Source organism: Companilactobacillus formosensis, from assembly GCF_005405305.1.
In the GTDB taxonomy this organism is placed as follows: domain Bacteria; phylum Bacillota; class Bacilli; order Lactobacillales; family Lactobacillaceae; genus Companilactobacillus; species Companilactobacillus formosensis.
Genome location: NZ_BJDU01000013.1, coordinates 1 through 16,215, shown reverse-complemented (window position 1 = coordinate 16,215; position 16,215 = coordinate 1). Strand labels below are relative to the sequence as shown.

Here is a 16,215-nt window from a genome sequence, read left to right as displayed (position 1 = left end):
GGTGTCTTTTTTGATGTTCTTAAAAAGTATTACTAATAAATGGTATACAAAAATAGAGTTGATGGCAAAATGCCTATCAACTCTATTTATCGTACAACCAAAAAACTCCACGATTACTTATTCATAATCGTGGAGTTTTTTTGCATAAATTAGCATTTAAATAGCTTAGTGACTGTCATTTTGATCATTTTTTGGTGTATACTTTAGTTTCGATCAATTTGTATCTTAATTGAAACGCTTTTGGCTTTACTGTTTACAGTATATGTTCCCAAACAATAAGCTGCGATTGTTTTTTCAACAGTTTCAGCAATTATCCCTGTTTCCAGTGAAAATTCTGGATCATCGTTATTAGTATCAAAACGTTGAACGACTTCTGGCCCAGTTAAATTGTAAGTATAACTTTTTGGAGTTTGCTTAGAAATTTCTAACTTGCCAAAACCAGCTTTTTGGAATAGTTCTGGTAAACTATCCATATCGAGGATTAATTGTCGACTGAGATTTTTACCTGCCCAGTATAGTAGTTCAACAGTATCTTTATCAAGAAGGTCGGGAAGAATAAAATCACGAAGGACTGAAACAGCAAAGTAATTCTCTGTTAAAGTATCTTCATTTTTTTGTGGAGCTTCTGTTGATGTTGATTCATTAATATCTTTAGATTTTGCAGACATTGCTTATAACTCCTTTTTCTGACAATTCATTATATCATTAGAATAATTGCTTTTTAAGTTATTGTAAAAGATAGCACATAATTATTTTTATAGGTACAAATAATTCTTAAGTGAGGTAAATATTATGAGTGATCAAAGACCAATTGGAGTATTAGATTCCGGCTTGGGTGGTTTAACTGTTGTCCAAGAAGTAATTCGCCAGTTACCAAATGAAAGTATCATTTTTATTGGTGATGAGGCTAGAATGCCTTACGGAGTAAAGACTCATGAACAAATCATATCTTATACTCGAGAAATGGTACAGTATTTAATTAATCAAAATGTAAAAATGATTATTTTTGGTTGTAATACTGCCACAGCTCAAGCCTTGGATGCTATGGAAAAAGAATTTACGATTCCAATGATTGGTGTAATTAAACCTGGTGCTAAAGCTGCTACTAATATTACTCAAACTAATCATATTGGAATTATTGGTACACAATCAACTATTAATTCAAAGAGTTACAATGAAACTATCAAGAACCTTGATCCTACGGTTGATGTTTTAGGTATCGCTGCTCAAAAATTTGTCAATATCGTTGAATCAGATTCAGCTGATACTAAACAAGCTCAAGAAAATATTGAAACAACCCTAAAACCTTTTAAAAACAGCGACTATGACACTCTGGTCTTAGGATGCACGCATTTTCCAATGTTGAAAAAACAAATCAATAATTATTTGCCTAATATCAAATTAGTTGATCCCGCTTTGAAGACGGTCGAGGTAGCTAAGAAATATTTAGCAGATAATGATCTTTTGACTGACAGTAAGACACGAGTTTTGCAATTGCACGCAACAGCTAATATCGAAGATTTTTCAAAACTTGCTAAACGTTGGTTAGACGTAAAAATCGATGAAATCAATTTGGTTGATTTAGAAGATGCAGTTGTAATGGGAGGAAAAAATGAAAGAAATAATCATCGCCACTAAAAATCCTGGAAAAGCTCGAGAATTTAAACGAGTTTTTGATGACCAAGAATTTACTCTGAAAACTTTGTTGGATTTTCCGGATTTTCCAGAAATTAGAGAGACGGGAACTACTTTTAAAGAAAACGCTACGATTAAGGCACATGCTGTCATGGAACGCTTTAATTTACCTGTGATTGCTGATGACTCCGGATTGGAAGTTAGAGCCTTATACGGTCAACCAGGCGTTTATTCAGCTCGTTATGCTGGAGATCACAATGATGCAGCTAATAATGCTAAGTTGTTGAGCGAATTAGGTGGAGTTCCAAAGGAAAAAAGAGATGCTCGCTTTGTCTCTACTTTAGTTTTTGCTAATCCTAAAAACGAAGAAGATTTAGTCGTTGAAGGTGAAGTCAAAGGTATCATTGCTCAATTCCCACAAGGCGACGACGGCTTTGGCTATGATCCTTTGTTTTACTTGCCAGAATTAAAAAAGACGATGGCTGAATTAACGGTAGATGAGAAGAACCAAATCAGTCATCGGGGCAATGCGATTAAAAAGCTCGAAAAACAGTGGCAAGATTGGATCAATTGGTAATTAATTGCCCATAAATTGTTATAATGCTAATATGAAAGTGCTATTAAAACATAGGAGGGTAATATTATGACTGGTGGACAAATTGCAGGATTAATTGCAGCCGTTGCTTTTGTAGTATTGGTTGTATACTTAGCCAGAACTTTAGTTCAAACAGCTAAATTGCTTCAAGAGTTACAAGAAACAATGAAGGAAACAACTAAGATGGTTGAGGTTCTTTCAAAGAACACTGAGCAAATTATGGATCAAAGTACAAAGTTGGTTGATAAAACTAATACATTGTTAGAAGATGTTAACCACAAATCAGACAAATTGAATCCATTGTTCGATACCGTTGAAAATATCGGTAAGAAGACTGCTAAGGCTACTGAAGAAAAGCCAAACAGTGGTTTTAATTTCCAAAATCTAATGACTATCGGTAATTTAGCAACCGTTGCCAAAACAGCTGCCAAGATTTGGCCAAGAAAGAAGAATAAATAATTATGAAAAATAATCACTTTTTACTAGGCCTAGCCTTGGGTTGTGCATCAGGATATGCTGCTTCTAAGTATTTAACTAGCGAGTCAGGCCAAAAATTACTAGAAAATATCAATACTATTCGTAGCGACTTCAATAATGGAGGCGTTGGTCTTAACAATAATGATTTAGTTGATCACTTTAATGAAAAAACAGATGCTTTGAAGGATCATATGGCTTCTACCGTTGATAAGATCAAAGAGGATGAAGATACTTCTGATATTGTTTTTGATGAAGATGATTTAAATAACGAGAAGTAATTTCGGGTATTGATTAAAAATTCCGTCCTCCATAGCAAAGAAAATTTGGCTGGAACAATGTAGGCGCAACTTGGAGCCTTTGCTATTCCGGACTGGATAGTGGTTCTAATTTTAGTATAAAAAATAAATGGCATCTATTCGGAAATTTTGGATAGATGCCATTTTTTTATATGCTGGAAGAAATTCTAGCAAGACTATTTTTTCATCAAAAAAGACATTATTAGAATCTAGTAATACGATTCCCATAATGTCTTATATATTTACGAATTATTTGATATATTTCAATTCCTTACTTGTATGTGTGAATGGTTCGCAACCATCTTCAGTAATATAAACACAGTCTTCAATTCTAACGCCGGCAACATTTGGAATGTAGATTCCAGGTTCGATTGAGAAGCACATACCTGGTTTTAGAACCATGTCGTTTCCTTCCATGATTGAAGGGAATTCGTGTTCTGAAGTTCCCATACCGTGGCCTAATCTGTGAATGAAGTATTCACCGTAGCCAGCTTTAGTAATGATGTCACGAGCAACCTTATCTAGTTCAGCGGCTGTAATTCCAGGCTTAGCAGCGTCCATGGCAGCATATTGAGCTTCTAGGTCTACTTTATAGATGTTGAGTGATTTGGCGTCAGGTTGGCCGAAAGCAACTGTTCTGGAAGCATCACTGATATAGCCATTATGAACTGTACCAAGATCAAACAAGATCAATTCATCTTTTTTGACAGGATTTTTTTCAGGACCACCATGTGGATTAGCGGCATTGGCACCGGCTTGAACGATTGTGTCAAAGCTCATGTGCATAACGCCTTTTTTCATCATTGCATATTCGATTTCAGCAACGATTTCTTGTTCAGTACGTCCTTCTTTGATGGCATTGAAAGCAACGGTAAAAGCATAGTCAGCTTCGGCACCGGCAGCTTTTAATTCTTCGATTTCTTCGGGAGTTTTGATTAATTTGGCATTTTCCATGTAGCGAGAAAGATTAACTGGGAAAGTTGCGTCTGGGAATTGATTAGTCAAAGCTTCAAGTTTTTGAACGGACATATCATCTTTTTCGATAGCCCATTTAACAGGATTGCCGGCAACGTCTTTAATGTGACCAGCCATCAAAGCAAATGGGTCTTCATGATCGAGATATCCGAAAACATCTTTGTCCCAACCAACTTCTTTAACAGCTTCAACTTCAAGTTGAGGGGCAAATACAAAGGGGTCTTTGTCAGGGAAAACTAATAGTGCAAGAATTCGCTCTACCGGATCACTATAAAAACCGGTAAAATAATGAATGTCGTTTGGATTTGAAACATAGGCTGCATCAAGTCCATTTTGTGCTAGGTATTCTTGTAGTGCTAATAATTGTTTCTTCATGAAAATGCTCCTTTACAGATAATATTTATATGTAGTATATCATTCAAAAGTGGTTTTATTAAAGAATGCTTGTTTTCTCTTTAAATAGGGCAGCAGAGTGCATCTGGACTTTTATTGAAAATGATTTTCTTTTTGAAAAAATATGAAAACTTGCAACAATAATGTAGAAACCGCTTGCAAAATGTAAACTTTTTTGATAAATTAGAGATAATTAATGAAAATATTGTTTGAGAGAGTGAATATTAATGGAGAAAAAAGTAGTAACAATCTATGACGTGGCCGAGGCTGCCAACGTTTCAATGGCAACAATTTCACGTGTAGTGAACGGAAATGCCAATGTAAAGGAAGAGACAAGAAAACGTGTTTTGGAAGTAATCGATCGTTTGAATTATCGTCCAAATGCGGTAGCCCGTGGTCTAGCAAGTAAGAAGAGTACAACAATCGGAGTAATTTTGCCAGATATTACTAACTTGTACTTTGCATCTCTAGCCAAAGGTATTGATGACGTTGCTTCAATGTACAAATACAACATCATTTTGACTAGTTTACAAGAATCTGTTGGTGATGAAGAACAAATCTTGAATAATTTGTTATCAAAGCAAGTTGATGGACTTATTTACATGGGCAAACAATTGTCCAAGAAACTAAAACGTATCCTTGCAAATTCAAAGACACCAATCGTTTTGGCTGGTTCAGTTGACAAAAACAATGAAAGTGCTAGTGTAAATATTGATTTCACTGATGCTGTAGCTAGTGTTGTTGGTCAATTAACACAAAATGGTCACAAGAAGATTGCCTTTGTAGGTGGCAGCCTTGAAAATCCTATTGATGGTAAATACAGACTAGATGGTTATAAGAAGGCTTTGAAGAAAGCACATCTTAACTTCTCATCTAACCTAGTTTTTGAAGCAGAGTATTCAGTAAGAGCTGGAGAAGCAATCTGGGATGCTGTTCACAGCAGTGGTGCCACAGCAGCATACGTAACAGATGACTTGTTAGCTTCAGGTATTTTGAATTCAGCTGTTAAAGCTGGCGTTAAGGTTCCTGATGACTTTGAATTGATCACAAGTAATGACACGATCCTTTGTGAAGTTACACGTCCAAAGATGAGTTCAATCGAAGAACCATTGTATGATATCGGTGCGGTTGCCATGCGTTTGTTAACTAAGATGATGAATCAAGAACAAATTGATGACAACACAATTAAATTGCCATATAGCATTGTAAAACGTGGTTCAACAAAATAAATCGTGATTAAAAATAAAAACTTGTATTGCCCAGTTTAGGCAATGCAAGTTTTTTTATTTTTGACTAGTTTTTCGTTGTTTGTGCAAGTCCCAGATGATAACGACAATATAGCCAAAAGCTACCAAAGATAAACCACCTGTGACAACGGAACTAAACGTGAAAGGTAAGTTAATAAAGCCACCTAGAATTGAATAGAGGGTATTTAACAAAACGATGGAGGCTAAAGTCATCGTCTTATCCCAGATTTTAATATTATGTTTAATTTTATAAATAACCACTGCCAAGATGAAAATAATCAAAACTGCAGCGACAATGTATAAAGTATTTTGTAAAAAGCTTGGACTAAAATACATAATTTTCTCCTTAAATCAAAGTAACGCTCTAATTCTATCACAATTTATCAATTGTAAAAAAATAACTCCAATGATCAAATGATCACTAGAGTTATTGAGATTAATTTTCAGTGGAGCTAGTACCAGTTTCAACATTGCCAGTAACAGTGTCACCAGTTGAACCAGCAGATTCTTGATTAGAACTAGTACCAGTTTCTAACCCGGTAGTTGAACTTGAAGACGAACTTGAATCTGATCCAGAACTAGAACCTGAGCCTGAACCAGATGAAGATCCGGTACCAGTTTCAGTTGTACCATTTGAAGTAGTTGAATTAGTAGTACTTGAAGATCTCGTTGTAGAAGAACTAGTCGTGACTTCAGAGGAGCCACTGTTGTTAGTGCTATTACTAAAGCCGGAGGTTCTACCACTACCATTTTCATTGGCCAATTCATCAGCCGACTTAGAATTTTCACCTAATCGTTTTACTACTGAATAACTGTTGCTACGACCAAAGTAATTATCCCAGAATAGTTTATAATTCTTAGATTTACCACCGATAGCGAAGTTATTGTAAGACATTGCTTCAGGACGACCCTTGTAGTAGAGCGAATTAGTTGTGTGTTGATTTACTTTAGTTGTTATACCGTTGTACTCGATTGAACCGGTGTAAGTACCAGTTTCCTTATCAACCTTATAAGACTCAACGCCACTAGGCTTCTTGAATGATTTATTGACATTGAAGACTGATTCATCTTCGTCATACAAAGCGTTGGCCATTTTTGCCCAGAGTTCCTGGTTGATATCAGTCGAGTTGCTAGCAAGGTTGTAATTGTCATGATAGAAGTTATCATAGCCGATCCATGATGCTAAGGTCATACCATCAGTACTTCCGATAAACCAGTTATCACGATAATCATTTGATGTACCGGTTTTACCAAAGAGGTTCTTCGTGTTGAAGTTAGCTTCATAAGAAAGAGCAGAGGCAGTACCTTTAGTAACAACACCGTGAAGCATGTTTTTAATGATGTAAGAAGTTTGTTTAGAGAAGACGCGGGTCTTTGAACCTTTGTGCTTATAAACAGTCTTGCCAGTTGGATCAGTGACGCTTTTGACAACATAAGGATCAACGTGGACACCTTTGTTAGCAAAAGTAGAAAAGGCACTGGCTTGTTGAAGAACAGTAACACCATTTTCAGTACCACCTAAGGTAATACCTAATTGATTGTATTCTTTGTTGCTCAATTGAATACCCATCTTCGACATGTATTTCTTAGAACTGACACCTTGTTGTTTCAAATAGTTATACAAATTAACAGAAGGTATATTGTACGATTCTTCCAAAGTTTCTCTAGCTGATACGAAACGGTTTTGAATCGTTTGACCGTAATCAGTTGGGGCATACTTGCCAAAACTAGTCTTAAAGTCAGCTAGCATAGTTTGTGAACCAATCAAGCCATTTTCAATTGCAGGTCCGAAGGTAATCAAAGGTTTGATTGATGAACCAGGGGATCTTTGGGTATTGAAGGCGTGATTCAATTGTGATTTCTTGAAGTTGACTCCACCAACAAAGGAAAGCACTTGACCAGTCTTATTATCTAGTAATACGGAACCGTTTTGAACGGGCTCTGAGACCTTGACAGTCTTACCAGTGTTAGCATCGGTTCCTGAACCAGTATGAGTAGTTCCTAGATTACCTTTAAACTGTTGAGCTTGTTCGTTCATAGCAACATAAAGTTTCTTGTTGATCGTACTGTGGATCTTGTAATTCTTATTGTGCAATTCATTATTGGCTTGTGTGTAATATCTTTCGTAAAGGTTTTTATCCTTTTTGACGTCGCTATATTTGAGACCATCATTTTTGGCTAAACGTTTCATTAAAATAGTTCTAGCTTGTTCAGTCAAAAGATTGTAGATATAACCATATTTGATCTCTTTAGAACTAGCTTTAGCTGGCTTTAAGAAATCATTTTTCAAGTCAAATTTTTTGGCACGATTGTATTGAGCTTCAGTAATCTGCTTGTCACGATACATTCGATAAAGAACGATATCTTTACGCTTCATACCAAGACTCATGTCATCTTTGAACTGACCACGTTGTTTAGTACCGTTTGTTCCCGAGACGACACGATTATAAGGCGTATAAACGGAAGGACTTTGAGGCAAACCAGCAATAAAGGCTGATTCAGCAATATTTAGGTCACTAGCATTTTTACCAAAGAGACCTTTAGCAGCAGCTTGAACACCTTGAATATTTTGTCCCTTGTTATTAGCACCAAAAGTTGCGGCATTTAAATAATCTTCAAGGATTTCATCTTTGGAGAAATATTTATCAACACGCATGGCTAAGAAAATTTCGACTGCTTTACGTTTCCAAGTAGTTTCAGATGATAGCATCTGCATCTTAACCGTTTGTTGCGTCAAAGTGGAACCACCGGTTTGTGCACCGATTCCAGTAACATCAGAAATAATGGCTCTAAAAATTGACTTAGGAACGACACCCTTGTGACGATAAAAGTCACTATCTTCAGTAGCCACGATGGCTTTTTTCAAATAAGGCGACATTTCAGATAATGAAATTTTCTTACCTTGAAGGTCTTTTTGCAAATTATCGACCTTTGAACCGTCACTAAAGTATAACGTGGCAGAATTATTCACATCCTGAAGTTCGGATTTCATTTCTTGCTTAGTAGGTACTTCGACTTGACTCGTCAAAGCAGATACGTAACCTGTACCAAGACCGATAGCTAAACTCAGAAGAATCAAAATTCCAGCGATGGAATAGAGAATAATTCGGCGAATAACTTCAATCGTTAGATTAGCTTTCTTAGCAAAGTCAGACCAGCTTTTAATACTTTTGAAGCTGTTGACGATGCTATTCCATAAATTTTTCACTTTAAAATAAGCTCCCTTAAAAAGTTACATACCGTAATTATATAATAAAATTGATTTAGAAGTGTAAAAACAAAAAAAGTTCTGTCGAAATTATGTCCAACAGAACTTCTTTTATTTACTTAATTAAGCGGTAAATGGCGTCTGCGTAGATAGCAGTCGACTTCAATAATTTATCAATATTAATATATTCATTAGGTTGATGCATAACATTTTCGTCACCAGGGAACATTGCACCATAGGCAATTCCATGTTTTAGAATACGACCATAAGTTCCACCACCAACAGTGAATGGTTCCGTATCGTCGCCAGTGTGATCACGATAAGCACCAACTAAAGCTTGAACCAAAGGATCATCAGCATCAACGAAATGTGGTAGTTGATTGTGACCTTCGATAACAGCACTGACTTGTTCTGGTAGATGACTGTTGATCTTTTCAGTCAAAGTATCGCCAGTGTCACCTTTTGGATAACGGATATTTAACAAGATATTGGCTTTGCTTTCATCATATTCGTAAATATTAGGTGAAAGTGTCAAATCACCCATAACACTATCAGTATTGTCGATGCCAAGATGTTTGCCGGCAAAGTCCAAATGCAAATCATTAGCAATGAATGAGAAGTAAAGTTTTTCACTTTCATTTAAATCTAATGTTACTAAGAATGAAGCTAAATAAGTAGCAGCATTGATACCATTGAATGGTTCCATGGCATGTGCACCTTTACCAATGATCTTGATTTCAGCAATATCGTCGTTGACTTCTAGGCTACCTTTGATTTCTTTGTTAGCAACTAGGAAGTCATTAAACTTAGCTTTCAAATCATCAGCACTGATGACGTTGAGATCAATTTGGCAGTCAGCATTTTGTGGGACCATGTTAGGTCTGATACCGGCCTCAAATTTTTTGACTAAACCAATTGTTGGTGTAGGGAAGTTAACTCTAAATGATACGATTCCTTTTTCACCATTGATAGCAGGAAATTCTGCATCCGGTGAAAAACCAGTTTCGGGCATGGTTTCTTTTTCCATGTAGTGATTGATGCCGACCCATTCGCTCTCTTCATCAGTTCCCAAAATCAACTGCACACTCTTAGATGTAGGCAAGTCTAATTCTTTGATGATTTTCATAGCATAATAAGCAGCAAGTCCAGGACCTTTATCGTCACTGGCACCACGAGCATAAAAGTTACCGTCTTTAATTACGGGTTCAAAAGGATTAGTCTCCCAACCTGGTCCTTCAGGAACGACGTCCACGTGTGACAAAATAGCAATTGCATCGTCACTGTCGCCCAATTCAATTCTTCCAGCCAAATTATCAACATTCTTTGTTTTGAAACCATCGCGATCTGCAAAATGTAAAAATGTTTGAAGAGCTTTCGCTGGTCCAGGACCTAGTGGAAAATCGCTAGTCTTGTGTTCTGTATCTCTAGAACTATCAATACTTACTAATTCAGAAAGATCGTTGATCAATTCATCTGAACGATGTGCAACCTCTTTCTCCCAATCTATCGACATATTTTCTATGACCTCCACATGAAGTTTTTTTTTATTTTACCAAAGGTTGAGCTTAAAGGCTAATCGACCTATATTTCATTTATGGAATCGCTGTCAAAATTTTCCGAGAAATTAATAAATGAATTATTAAAATCCCTGATTAAATCAGCATTTTGAATCGATTGGTCAGTTGTTGGCAAAGCAAAAGAAATATTTTCCAATAAATCAATATTTTTAAGTCGTTGACCTTTAGGTAGATTTTCGTAACTTTCTTTTGAATTATTGCCTAGGTAGTTATTAGGGTTCAATTGAATCAAAACATTTTTAGCGTTGATCCAGCCACCTTTTAATTTTAGCCAAGTTTCTGAGCCAACTTTTTGAATAGTTAAAATTCTTTGCGGTTTATTAGCTTCCAAACGATTGCTGATAACGTCAGTGTTTGGCTCTTGATAAAGCAAGTTATTCGGTTGTTGATTACGATAGATGGCTTTGGCACCAAAGTATTGTCGCAGATCACTGAGTGAGTATTCAGAATTGAAGCCTGTTGCATTAGCAAATTGATTTTCACCAACTTGAACGTACTTTTCACCGTTTACTTTGACGATATTAGTGATGTGATAGCCATCGAGTGGATTAACGTGTTTTTTAGTTTTGATCAAACGGTAAGGATTTTCGTAAATTGGTTCTGATTTTGTCGACATGTAGTAGACATTTTGATTGAGTGCTTCTGATTTAGACTTATCCTTTAATTCACGATATTCGTTACCAGTTCCGGGATAATTAGTGACCACACCATCGATTGGCATGTTAATTAGAGTATTCCATTTTTGTGGACTTTCGTTCATTTCGTCCCAAGCGTAAATTGTTTTGCCCATGAAATGCATCGTATCAATAATTTCTGGAGTAATGATTTTTGAAGAAAGATTGACGCCAGTAACATAGCTTAATACTTCAAAGTTGACACGCTTAATAGTTCCGGCAATGAAAATCCTAGGGATGTTAGGCATTAATTCAGCTTCATTTTGTAAACTCTTAGTAGAGAAGGAATGGAACATGACACGATCTTGCATGCCATATTGGTCAATGACTTGTTTTAGTAATTCTTCCATATTCTGAGGATTACCTTTTTTAGTCTTTTTAGTTTCAATCAGAAATTTAGCTTTAGGATTATTTTTATAATGTTCAAAGACTTGATTCAAACTATGGATTGGCTCACCATTTTTTTGTGTCAATTGCGATAATTCGGAGAAATTATGTTGAGAAACAATAGCTGAAGTTCCAGTGACTCTTTCCAAATCACGGTCGTGTGAAATAACTAAGATATTGTCTTTGGAAACGTGGATATCCAATTCAACATAATCAGCACCTTCATCAAAGGCTTTGTCGATACTTTCGAAGGTTTCTTCTGGAGCATTGATTGGATCGCCACGATGGCCGATAACGGTAAAACCACTAGCAAAAAAGAAAATCAATAAAGCTAGTGATACTTTAAAAATTTGGAAACTTTTTGAAATCATAATTAACTCCCTAATTTTTTAGATATTATATACTAGAGTAAGTAGTGAAATGTGAGGTATTTATTAATGAATAATGAAAAACAAACATTAGATATGATTGAGCAAATAACTCGTAACGATGGAACTAAGTATTATGAAATTGCCAATATCGTAATGAACGGTCGAGCTGAAAAGGCTGCTGAATTAGGATTGATCAAGGAAGTTAGAATTCTAAAACTTAATATCCCACATTCTTCAGCTGTTAGCGTTTACGAAGATTACGTTAATCAAAATTATACAGTTCCACCAATGGAATTAACAGAATGGGTTGAATATAAAAAACCAGAGGGTAAAGTGTTAGATGCTTTTAATGAAATCTTGAAAGCTAATCACATTACCACAGAGGACAGTGCTGAATAATGAATTATTTTATAGCAGATACGCATTTTTATCATTATCAATTGTTACAACCGAATAATTTTGCACCACGTCATTTTGGCAATGTCGATGAAATGAATCAAGCAATGATCGATGCTTGGAATAGTCGCGTAGATGAAAATGATCGAATTTATCATCTAGGTGACATTTCGATGCGTCCTCAGAATACGCCAACTGATGAGGAAACTTACGATATGTTGCGTCAATTGAATGGTCATATGACTTTGATCAAAGGGAATCATGATTATCGTTCTTTGTTCAAATTCTTAGACAAACATAACGAAACCTTATCTGATGGCAAAAAAAGATTTGAGTTTGAAGATGTTGGTGCTTTATTGAAGTTTGATCATCATCAGTTTTATTGTACTCACTATCCTTTGTTATTGGGAAAAGTTGAAAAGATTATCAATCTTCACGGGCACATTCATCATTATGCAGTACCAATTCCTGAAAATATTAATGTTGGAGTCGATGCACCAGAAAGAGACTACTTATCTGAAGATTTGCCATGGGGTTCACCTTTACGTGGTGAAGAAATTTTGGAAATGTATGATAAGAAGAAAAAGGACTTAGCTAGATTACAAAGAAAGTAGGATATTATGGAGAAAATTCAAATAGTTCATACGAATGATTTACATTCACATTTTGAGAACTTTCCAAGGGTCAAACGTTTCATTGAACAATCTAGAAAAAATAGCACTGCTGATGATTTTTATTTATTTGATATCGGGGATGCTATGGATCGAGCTCATCCTTTGTCAGAAGCTACTAATGGTCAAAAAAACATCGAGTGGATGAATCAATTGCATTATGATGCTGTAACGATTGGTAACAATGAAGGTCTAGGCAATAGTCATGAACATTTGGAACATTTATATGATCATGCTAACTTTCCAGTTGTGTTGAACAATGTTTTTGAAAAGAATCCATCGCGTCTGGCAGACTTTGCTCAAGCCAGCAAAATTGTTAAGACTAAAAAAGGCACGAAAATCGGTATTATTGGTTTAACTGCGCCTTATATTTTGACATATCCTTTGTTGAATTGGGACATTCGTCTAGTACAAGAGATGCTGCCAAAATCTTTAGAATTAGTAAAAGATTGCGACGTCATAATCTTGTTATCGCATTTAGGTGTTTCTATGGATCGGTTAATTGCTAGCAAACGTCCAGAAATTGATGTTATCATTGGTGCTCATACACATCATCTCTTCCCTAAAGGAGAAATGGATAATGGTGTTTTATTGGCTGCTGCCGGTAAATATGGTCAAAATATTGGTACTATTAATTTAGAATTAAATGATGATAAACAAGTTATTAATAAATCTGCCTTTACTACTAAGACAGAAACCTTGCCAGAATTGTCAGGAGATGAAGCTTGGATCAAGAGTCAATTTGATCTGGGTGAAAAACTACTCGATCAAAAGCAGATTGCTAATTTACCAGAATCCTTGAGTGCTGATTATAAAGCTCCTAATTCAATCATGAATGAAGCTTTGTCAGCTGTTCAGGAATTTGCAAATACTGATGTTGCAGTTTTGAGTTCGGGATTATTTTTGAAAGATCTACCAAAGGGTATCGTTACTCAAAAAAATCTTCATGACATTTTACCACATGCGATTCACGTAATGAAAACTACTATGACGGGCGATAATGTTTGGCGACTAGTCATGGAAATGGAAAAGAATCGTCTATACTTACGGACTCACGCACAAAAAGGAATGGGATTTCGTGGTAAGATATTTGGCGAACTAGTTTATCGAGGAATTACGATTGATAATAAACGTAATGTTTACATCAATGGACAGGAATTAGAGAAAAACAAAGAGTATACTTTAGCATTATTGGATCATTATTTATTTGTCCCTTACTTTCCATCAATTGAGATTGCAGGTAATAACGAAATCTTGTATCCTAAATTTTTGCGAAGTGTATTCGGTGACTATTTAAGTAAAAAATATCCGATTTGAGGTGATTATTTGCAGGATATTGGGGAAAAGAATGCTACAAAAGTAGCTGACGTAATTAAGTTGGCTGATAATTTAATTGCTATTAATAAGACACAGTACAAAATAGTTGAAGATCATGACAGTGGTTTTAATGAAGAAAGAATCGAAGAACGTTACAATAACGTTTTAGATAAATATGATTATATCGTTGGCGATTGGGGATACGATCAATTGCGTTTCAAGGGTTTTTATGAAGATCAACGCAAGGAAAGCACGCTCGATAATCGTATTTCACATTTGGAAGACTACCTATTAGAGTACTGTAATTTCGGTTGTGCTTATTTTGTTTTGGAGAAGGTCAAAAAAGCTCCACTCAAGAATAACCATCGTCGAACTAATCATCGTTTCAAGACGAGAACTAATAAGTTTGTCAAAAATAGCAGTAAAAATAAGCCACACAATAATCAACATAGAAGAAAGCCTACTCGGCATAAGAAGACAACTGTCAGTGCCAAGAAGACTTTTAAAATTAGAAAAATAGGTGAAAAGAATAAATGAAGTATCAAACATATTTAATTGATTTGGATGGAACAATGTATCGTGGAAAGGAAAAGATTCCTGAAGCTCGTGTCTTCATCGATAACTTGAATAAAGCTGGTGTTGACTATTACTTTTTGACGAACAACACGACGAAAACTCCACAACAAGTGGCCGATAATTTGGTCAATAACCATCAAATCACAGCTACAGCAGAACAAGTTGTTACACCATCACTTGCTACGGCAGCATATATTCAAAATATGTTTGATGATGATATTACAAATCACAGCGCTTATGTTATTGGCGAATATGGCCTAAAGAGTGCTGTATTTAATACTGGTATTAAATTAAATGAAGATAATCCTGACGTTGTAATCGTCGGGTTAGACTATGATGTTACGTATCATAAATTTGAAGTGGCTACTTTAGCTATTAAAAAGGGTGCCTTCTTCATCGGTACGAATGCTGATACTAATTTACCTAACGAAAGAGGATTAGTACCTGGTGCTGGTTCAGTTATTTCATTGGTAGAAACTTCAACTCAACAAAGAGCTCACTATATTGGAAAGCCAGAACCTGATATGATTTTCTTTGCCGCCAAAGAGAAAGGCTTTGATCCTAAGACTTCCGTGATGGTAGGGGATAATTATAATACTGACATTAAGGCCGGAATCAGTGCTAAGGTTGACACTTTGTGGGTCAATACTGGTGTCAGCACACACGCTGATATTGACAAAGAGAAGATTAAGCCAACTCACCAAGTAGAAAGTCTGGATCAGTGGGATGTCTAATACGCAAAAGGATTTGCTTTATACGATAGCTTTAGCCTTTTTTATTTTGACAGCGGCTATTACTATTACGATTTTTGCTAGTTATTTACTGTTTGCTTTTGATATTAAACACTATTATTTAGAACAAGCAGTCAGTATGAAATATCCTACGATTATGAAAAATTATGCCCAAATGATGGATTATTTGATTAATCCCTTTAATTGGCATTTTCAATTGAGTGACTTTACGTCATCAGCTTCAGGTAGATTGCACTTTGAAGATTGCAAGAAGTTATTCTTGTTGAATTTTGGTGTGTTTATCGGAAGTGGCTTGATTGTAGCTAAATTTAGAAAAGTTCGTGCTCGATTCAATAAGATGTTTTTGTGGATAGGTATTGTTGGTATCGTTGTGGCGATATTAATGCTGCTGAATTTTGATGAGTTTTTTGTGATTTTTCATGAAGTCTTATTTAGGAACAGCGATTGGTTGTTTGATCCTGATAAAGATCCAGTTATCAATATTTTGCCAGAAGAATTTTTCACGCAATGTTTTATTTTGTTCTTCATATTATTTGAAGGACTGAACTTTTGGAAAGCCAACAAAAAAAGGTTGTACGATAAATAGAGTTGATAGGCATTTTGCCATCAACTCTATTTTTGTATACCATTTATTAGTAATACTTTTTAAGAACATCAAAAAAGACACC

17 protein-coding genes are annotated in these 16,215 nt (G+C 35.6%); 11 read left to right on the top strand and 6 right to left on the bottom strand.

Going from position 1 to position 16,215, the window contains the following annotated elements; translation table 11 throughout:
* Positions 1 to 203: 203 nt before the first annotated feature.
* Positions 204 to 668, bottom strand: a complete 465-nt coding sequence (locus FFM65_RS11940) for a DUF2507 domain-containing protein (protein ID WP_057812418.1) — start codon at positions 666 to 668, stop codon at positions 204 to 206.
* A gap of 124 nt (positions 669 to 792) precedes the next feature.
* Here FFM65_RS11940 and murI point away from each other — a divergent pair, with 124 nt between their 5' ends.
* The 4 genes from murI (at position 793) to FFM65_RS11920 (ending at position 2,985) form a co-directional block, all read left to right on the top strand.
* Entirely contained in the window at positions 793 to 1,638 is an 846-nt protein-coding gene (gene murI, locus FFM65_RS11935; protein WP_119318945.1) for a glutamate racemase, read from the top strand.
* Positions 1,613 to 2,212, top strand: a complete 600-nt coding sequence (locus FFM65_RS11930; protein WP_119318946.1) for an XTP/dITP diphosphatase — start codon at positions 1,613 to 1,615, stop codon at positions 2,210 to 2,212. The genes murI and FFM65_RS11930 overlap by 26 nt, the downstream gene beginning before the upstream one ends.
* A gap of 66 nt (positions 2,213 to 2,278) precedes the next feature.
* The gene (locus FFM65_RS11925; RefSeq protein ID WP_010018764.1) at positions 2,279 to 2,689 is read left to right on the top strand and encodes a DUF948 domain-containing protein; all 411 of its coding nucleotides are present in this window, start codon (positions 2,279 to 2,281) and stop codon (positions 2,687 to 2,689) included.
* Positions 2,690 to 2,691: 2 nt separating this feature from the next.
* Complete coding sequence (locus tag FFM65_RS11920; protein WP_057812412.1) at positions 2,692 to 2,985, top strand: hypothetical protein; 294 nt, start codon at positions 2,692 to 2,694, stop codon at positions 2,983 to 2,985.
* Between the two features lie 267 nt (positions 2,986 to 3,252).
* Here the strand turns inward: FFM65_RS11920 and FFM65_RS11915 are convergent, their stop codons facing one another.
* Entirely contained in the window at positions 3,253 to 4,353 is a 1,101-nt protein-coding gene (locus FFM65_RS11915) for a M24 family metallopeptidase (protein WP_119318947.1), read from the bottom strand.
* A 245-nt stretch (positions 4,354 to 4,598) separates the two neighbouring features.
* Between FFM65_RS11915 and ccpA the strand changes: the two genes are divergently transcribed.
* Positions 4,599 to 5,600: a catabolite control protein A gene (gene ccpA, locus FFM65_RS11910; RefSeq protein ID WP_059074209.1), complete on the top strand. Its 1,002-nt coding sequence runs from the start codon at positions 4,599 to 4,601 to the stop codon at positions 5,598 to 5,600.
* 54 nt (positions 5,601 to 5,654) lie between these two features.
* Here the strand turns inward: ccpA and FFM65_RS11905 are convergent, their stop codons facing one another.
* The 4 genes from FFM65_RS11905 to FFM65_RS11890 form a co-directional block, all read right to left on the bottom strand.
* Positions 5,655 to 5,954, bottom strand: coding sequence for a hypothetical protein (locus tag FFM65_RS11905; protein ID WP_119318948.1), 300 nt, complete (start codon positions 5,952 to 5,954; stop codon positions 5,655 to 5,657).
* Between the two features lie 100 nt (positions 5,955 to 6,054).
* Positions 6,055 to 8,826, bottom strand: a complete 2,772-nt coding sequence (locus tag FFM65_RS11900; protein WP_119318949.1) for a transglycosylase domain-containing protein — start codon at positions 8,824 to 8,826, stop codon at positions 6,055 to 6,057.
* A 115-nt stretch (positions 8,827 to 8,941) separates the two neighbouring features.
* Positions 8,942 to 10,339, bottom strand: coding sequence for a dipeptidase PepV (pepV, locus tag FFM65_RS11895; protein ID WP_119318950.1), 1,398 nt, complete (start codon positions 10,337 to 10,339; stop codon positions 8,942 to 8,944).
* A 68-nt stretch (positions 10,340 to 10,407) separates the two neighbouring features.
* Positions 10,408 to 11,835: a glycerophosphodiester phosphodiesterase gene (locus FFM65_RS11890; RefSeq protein ID WP_119318951.1), complete on the bottom strand. Its 1,428-nt coding sequence runs from the start codon at positions 11,833 to 11,835 to the stop codon at positions 10,408 to 10,410.
* Between the two features lie 66 nt (positions 11,836 to 11,901).
* Between FFM65_RS11890 and FFM65_RS11885 the strand changes: the two genes are divergently transcribed.
* From FFM65_RS11885 to FFM65_RS11860, 6 genes are read left to right on the top strand one after another with little or no spacing between them, the layout of a single operon-like run.
* On the top strand, positions 11,902 to 12,234 hold the full coding sequence (locus FFM65_RS11885; RefSeq protein ID WP_119318952.1) for a hypothetical protein: 333 nt from the start codon (positions 11,902 to 11,904) through the stop codon (positions 12,232 to 12,234).
* Positions 12,234 to 12,845 (top strand): metallophosphoesterase, encoded by a 612-nt coding sequence (locus FFM65_RS11880; RefSeq protein WP_119318953.1) that lies wholly within the window; start codon positions 12,234 to 12,236, stop codon positions 12,843 to 12,845. The genes FFM65_RS11885 and FFM65_RS11880 overlap by 1 nt, the downstream gene beginning before the upstream one ends.
* A gap of 6 nt (positions 12,846 to 12,851) precedes the next feature.
* Positions 12,852 to 14,219 carry a bifunctional metallophosphatase/5'-nucleotidase gene (locus FFM65_RS11875; RefSeq protein WP_119318954.1) on the top strand — a complete coding sequence of 456 codons (1,368 nt, stop codon included), beginning with the start codon at positions 12,852 to 12,854 and terminating at the stop codon, positions 14,217 to 14,219.
* A 9-nt stretch (positions 14,220 to 14,228) separates the two neighbouring features.
* Complete coding sequence (locus tag FFM65_RS11870; RefSeq protein ID WP_119318955.1) at positions 14,229 to 14,756, top strand: YutD family protein; 528 nt, start codon at positions 14,229 to 14,231, stop codon at positions 14,754 to 14,756.
* Entirely contained in the window at positions 14,753 to 15,529 is a 777-nt protein-coding gene (locus FFM65_RS11865) for a TIGR01457 family HAD-type hydrolase (RefSeq protein ID WP_119318956.1), read from the top strand. Before FFM65_RS11870 ends, FFM65_RS11865 begins: the two co-directional genes overlap by 4 nt.
* Positions 15,522 to 16,133, top strand: a complete 612-nt coding sequence (locus FFM65_RS11860; protein WP_119318957.1) for a TIGR01906 family membrane protein — start codon at positions 15,522 to 15,524, stop codon at positions 16,131 to 16,133. The genes FFM65_RS11865 and FFM65_RS11860 overlap by 8 nt, the downstream gene beginning before the upstream one ends.
* Positions 16,134 to 16,215 lie beyond the last annotated feature (82 nt).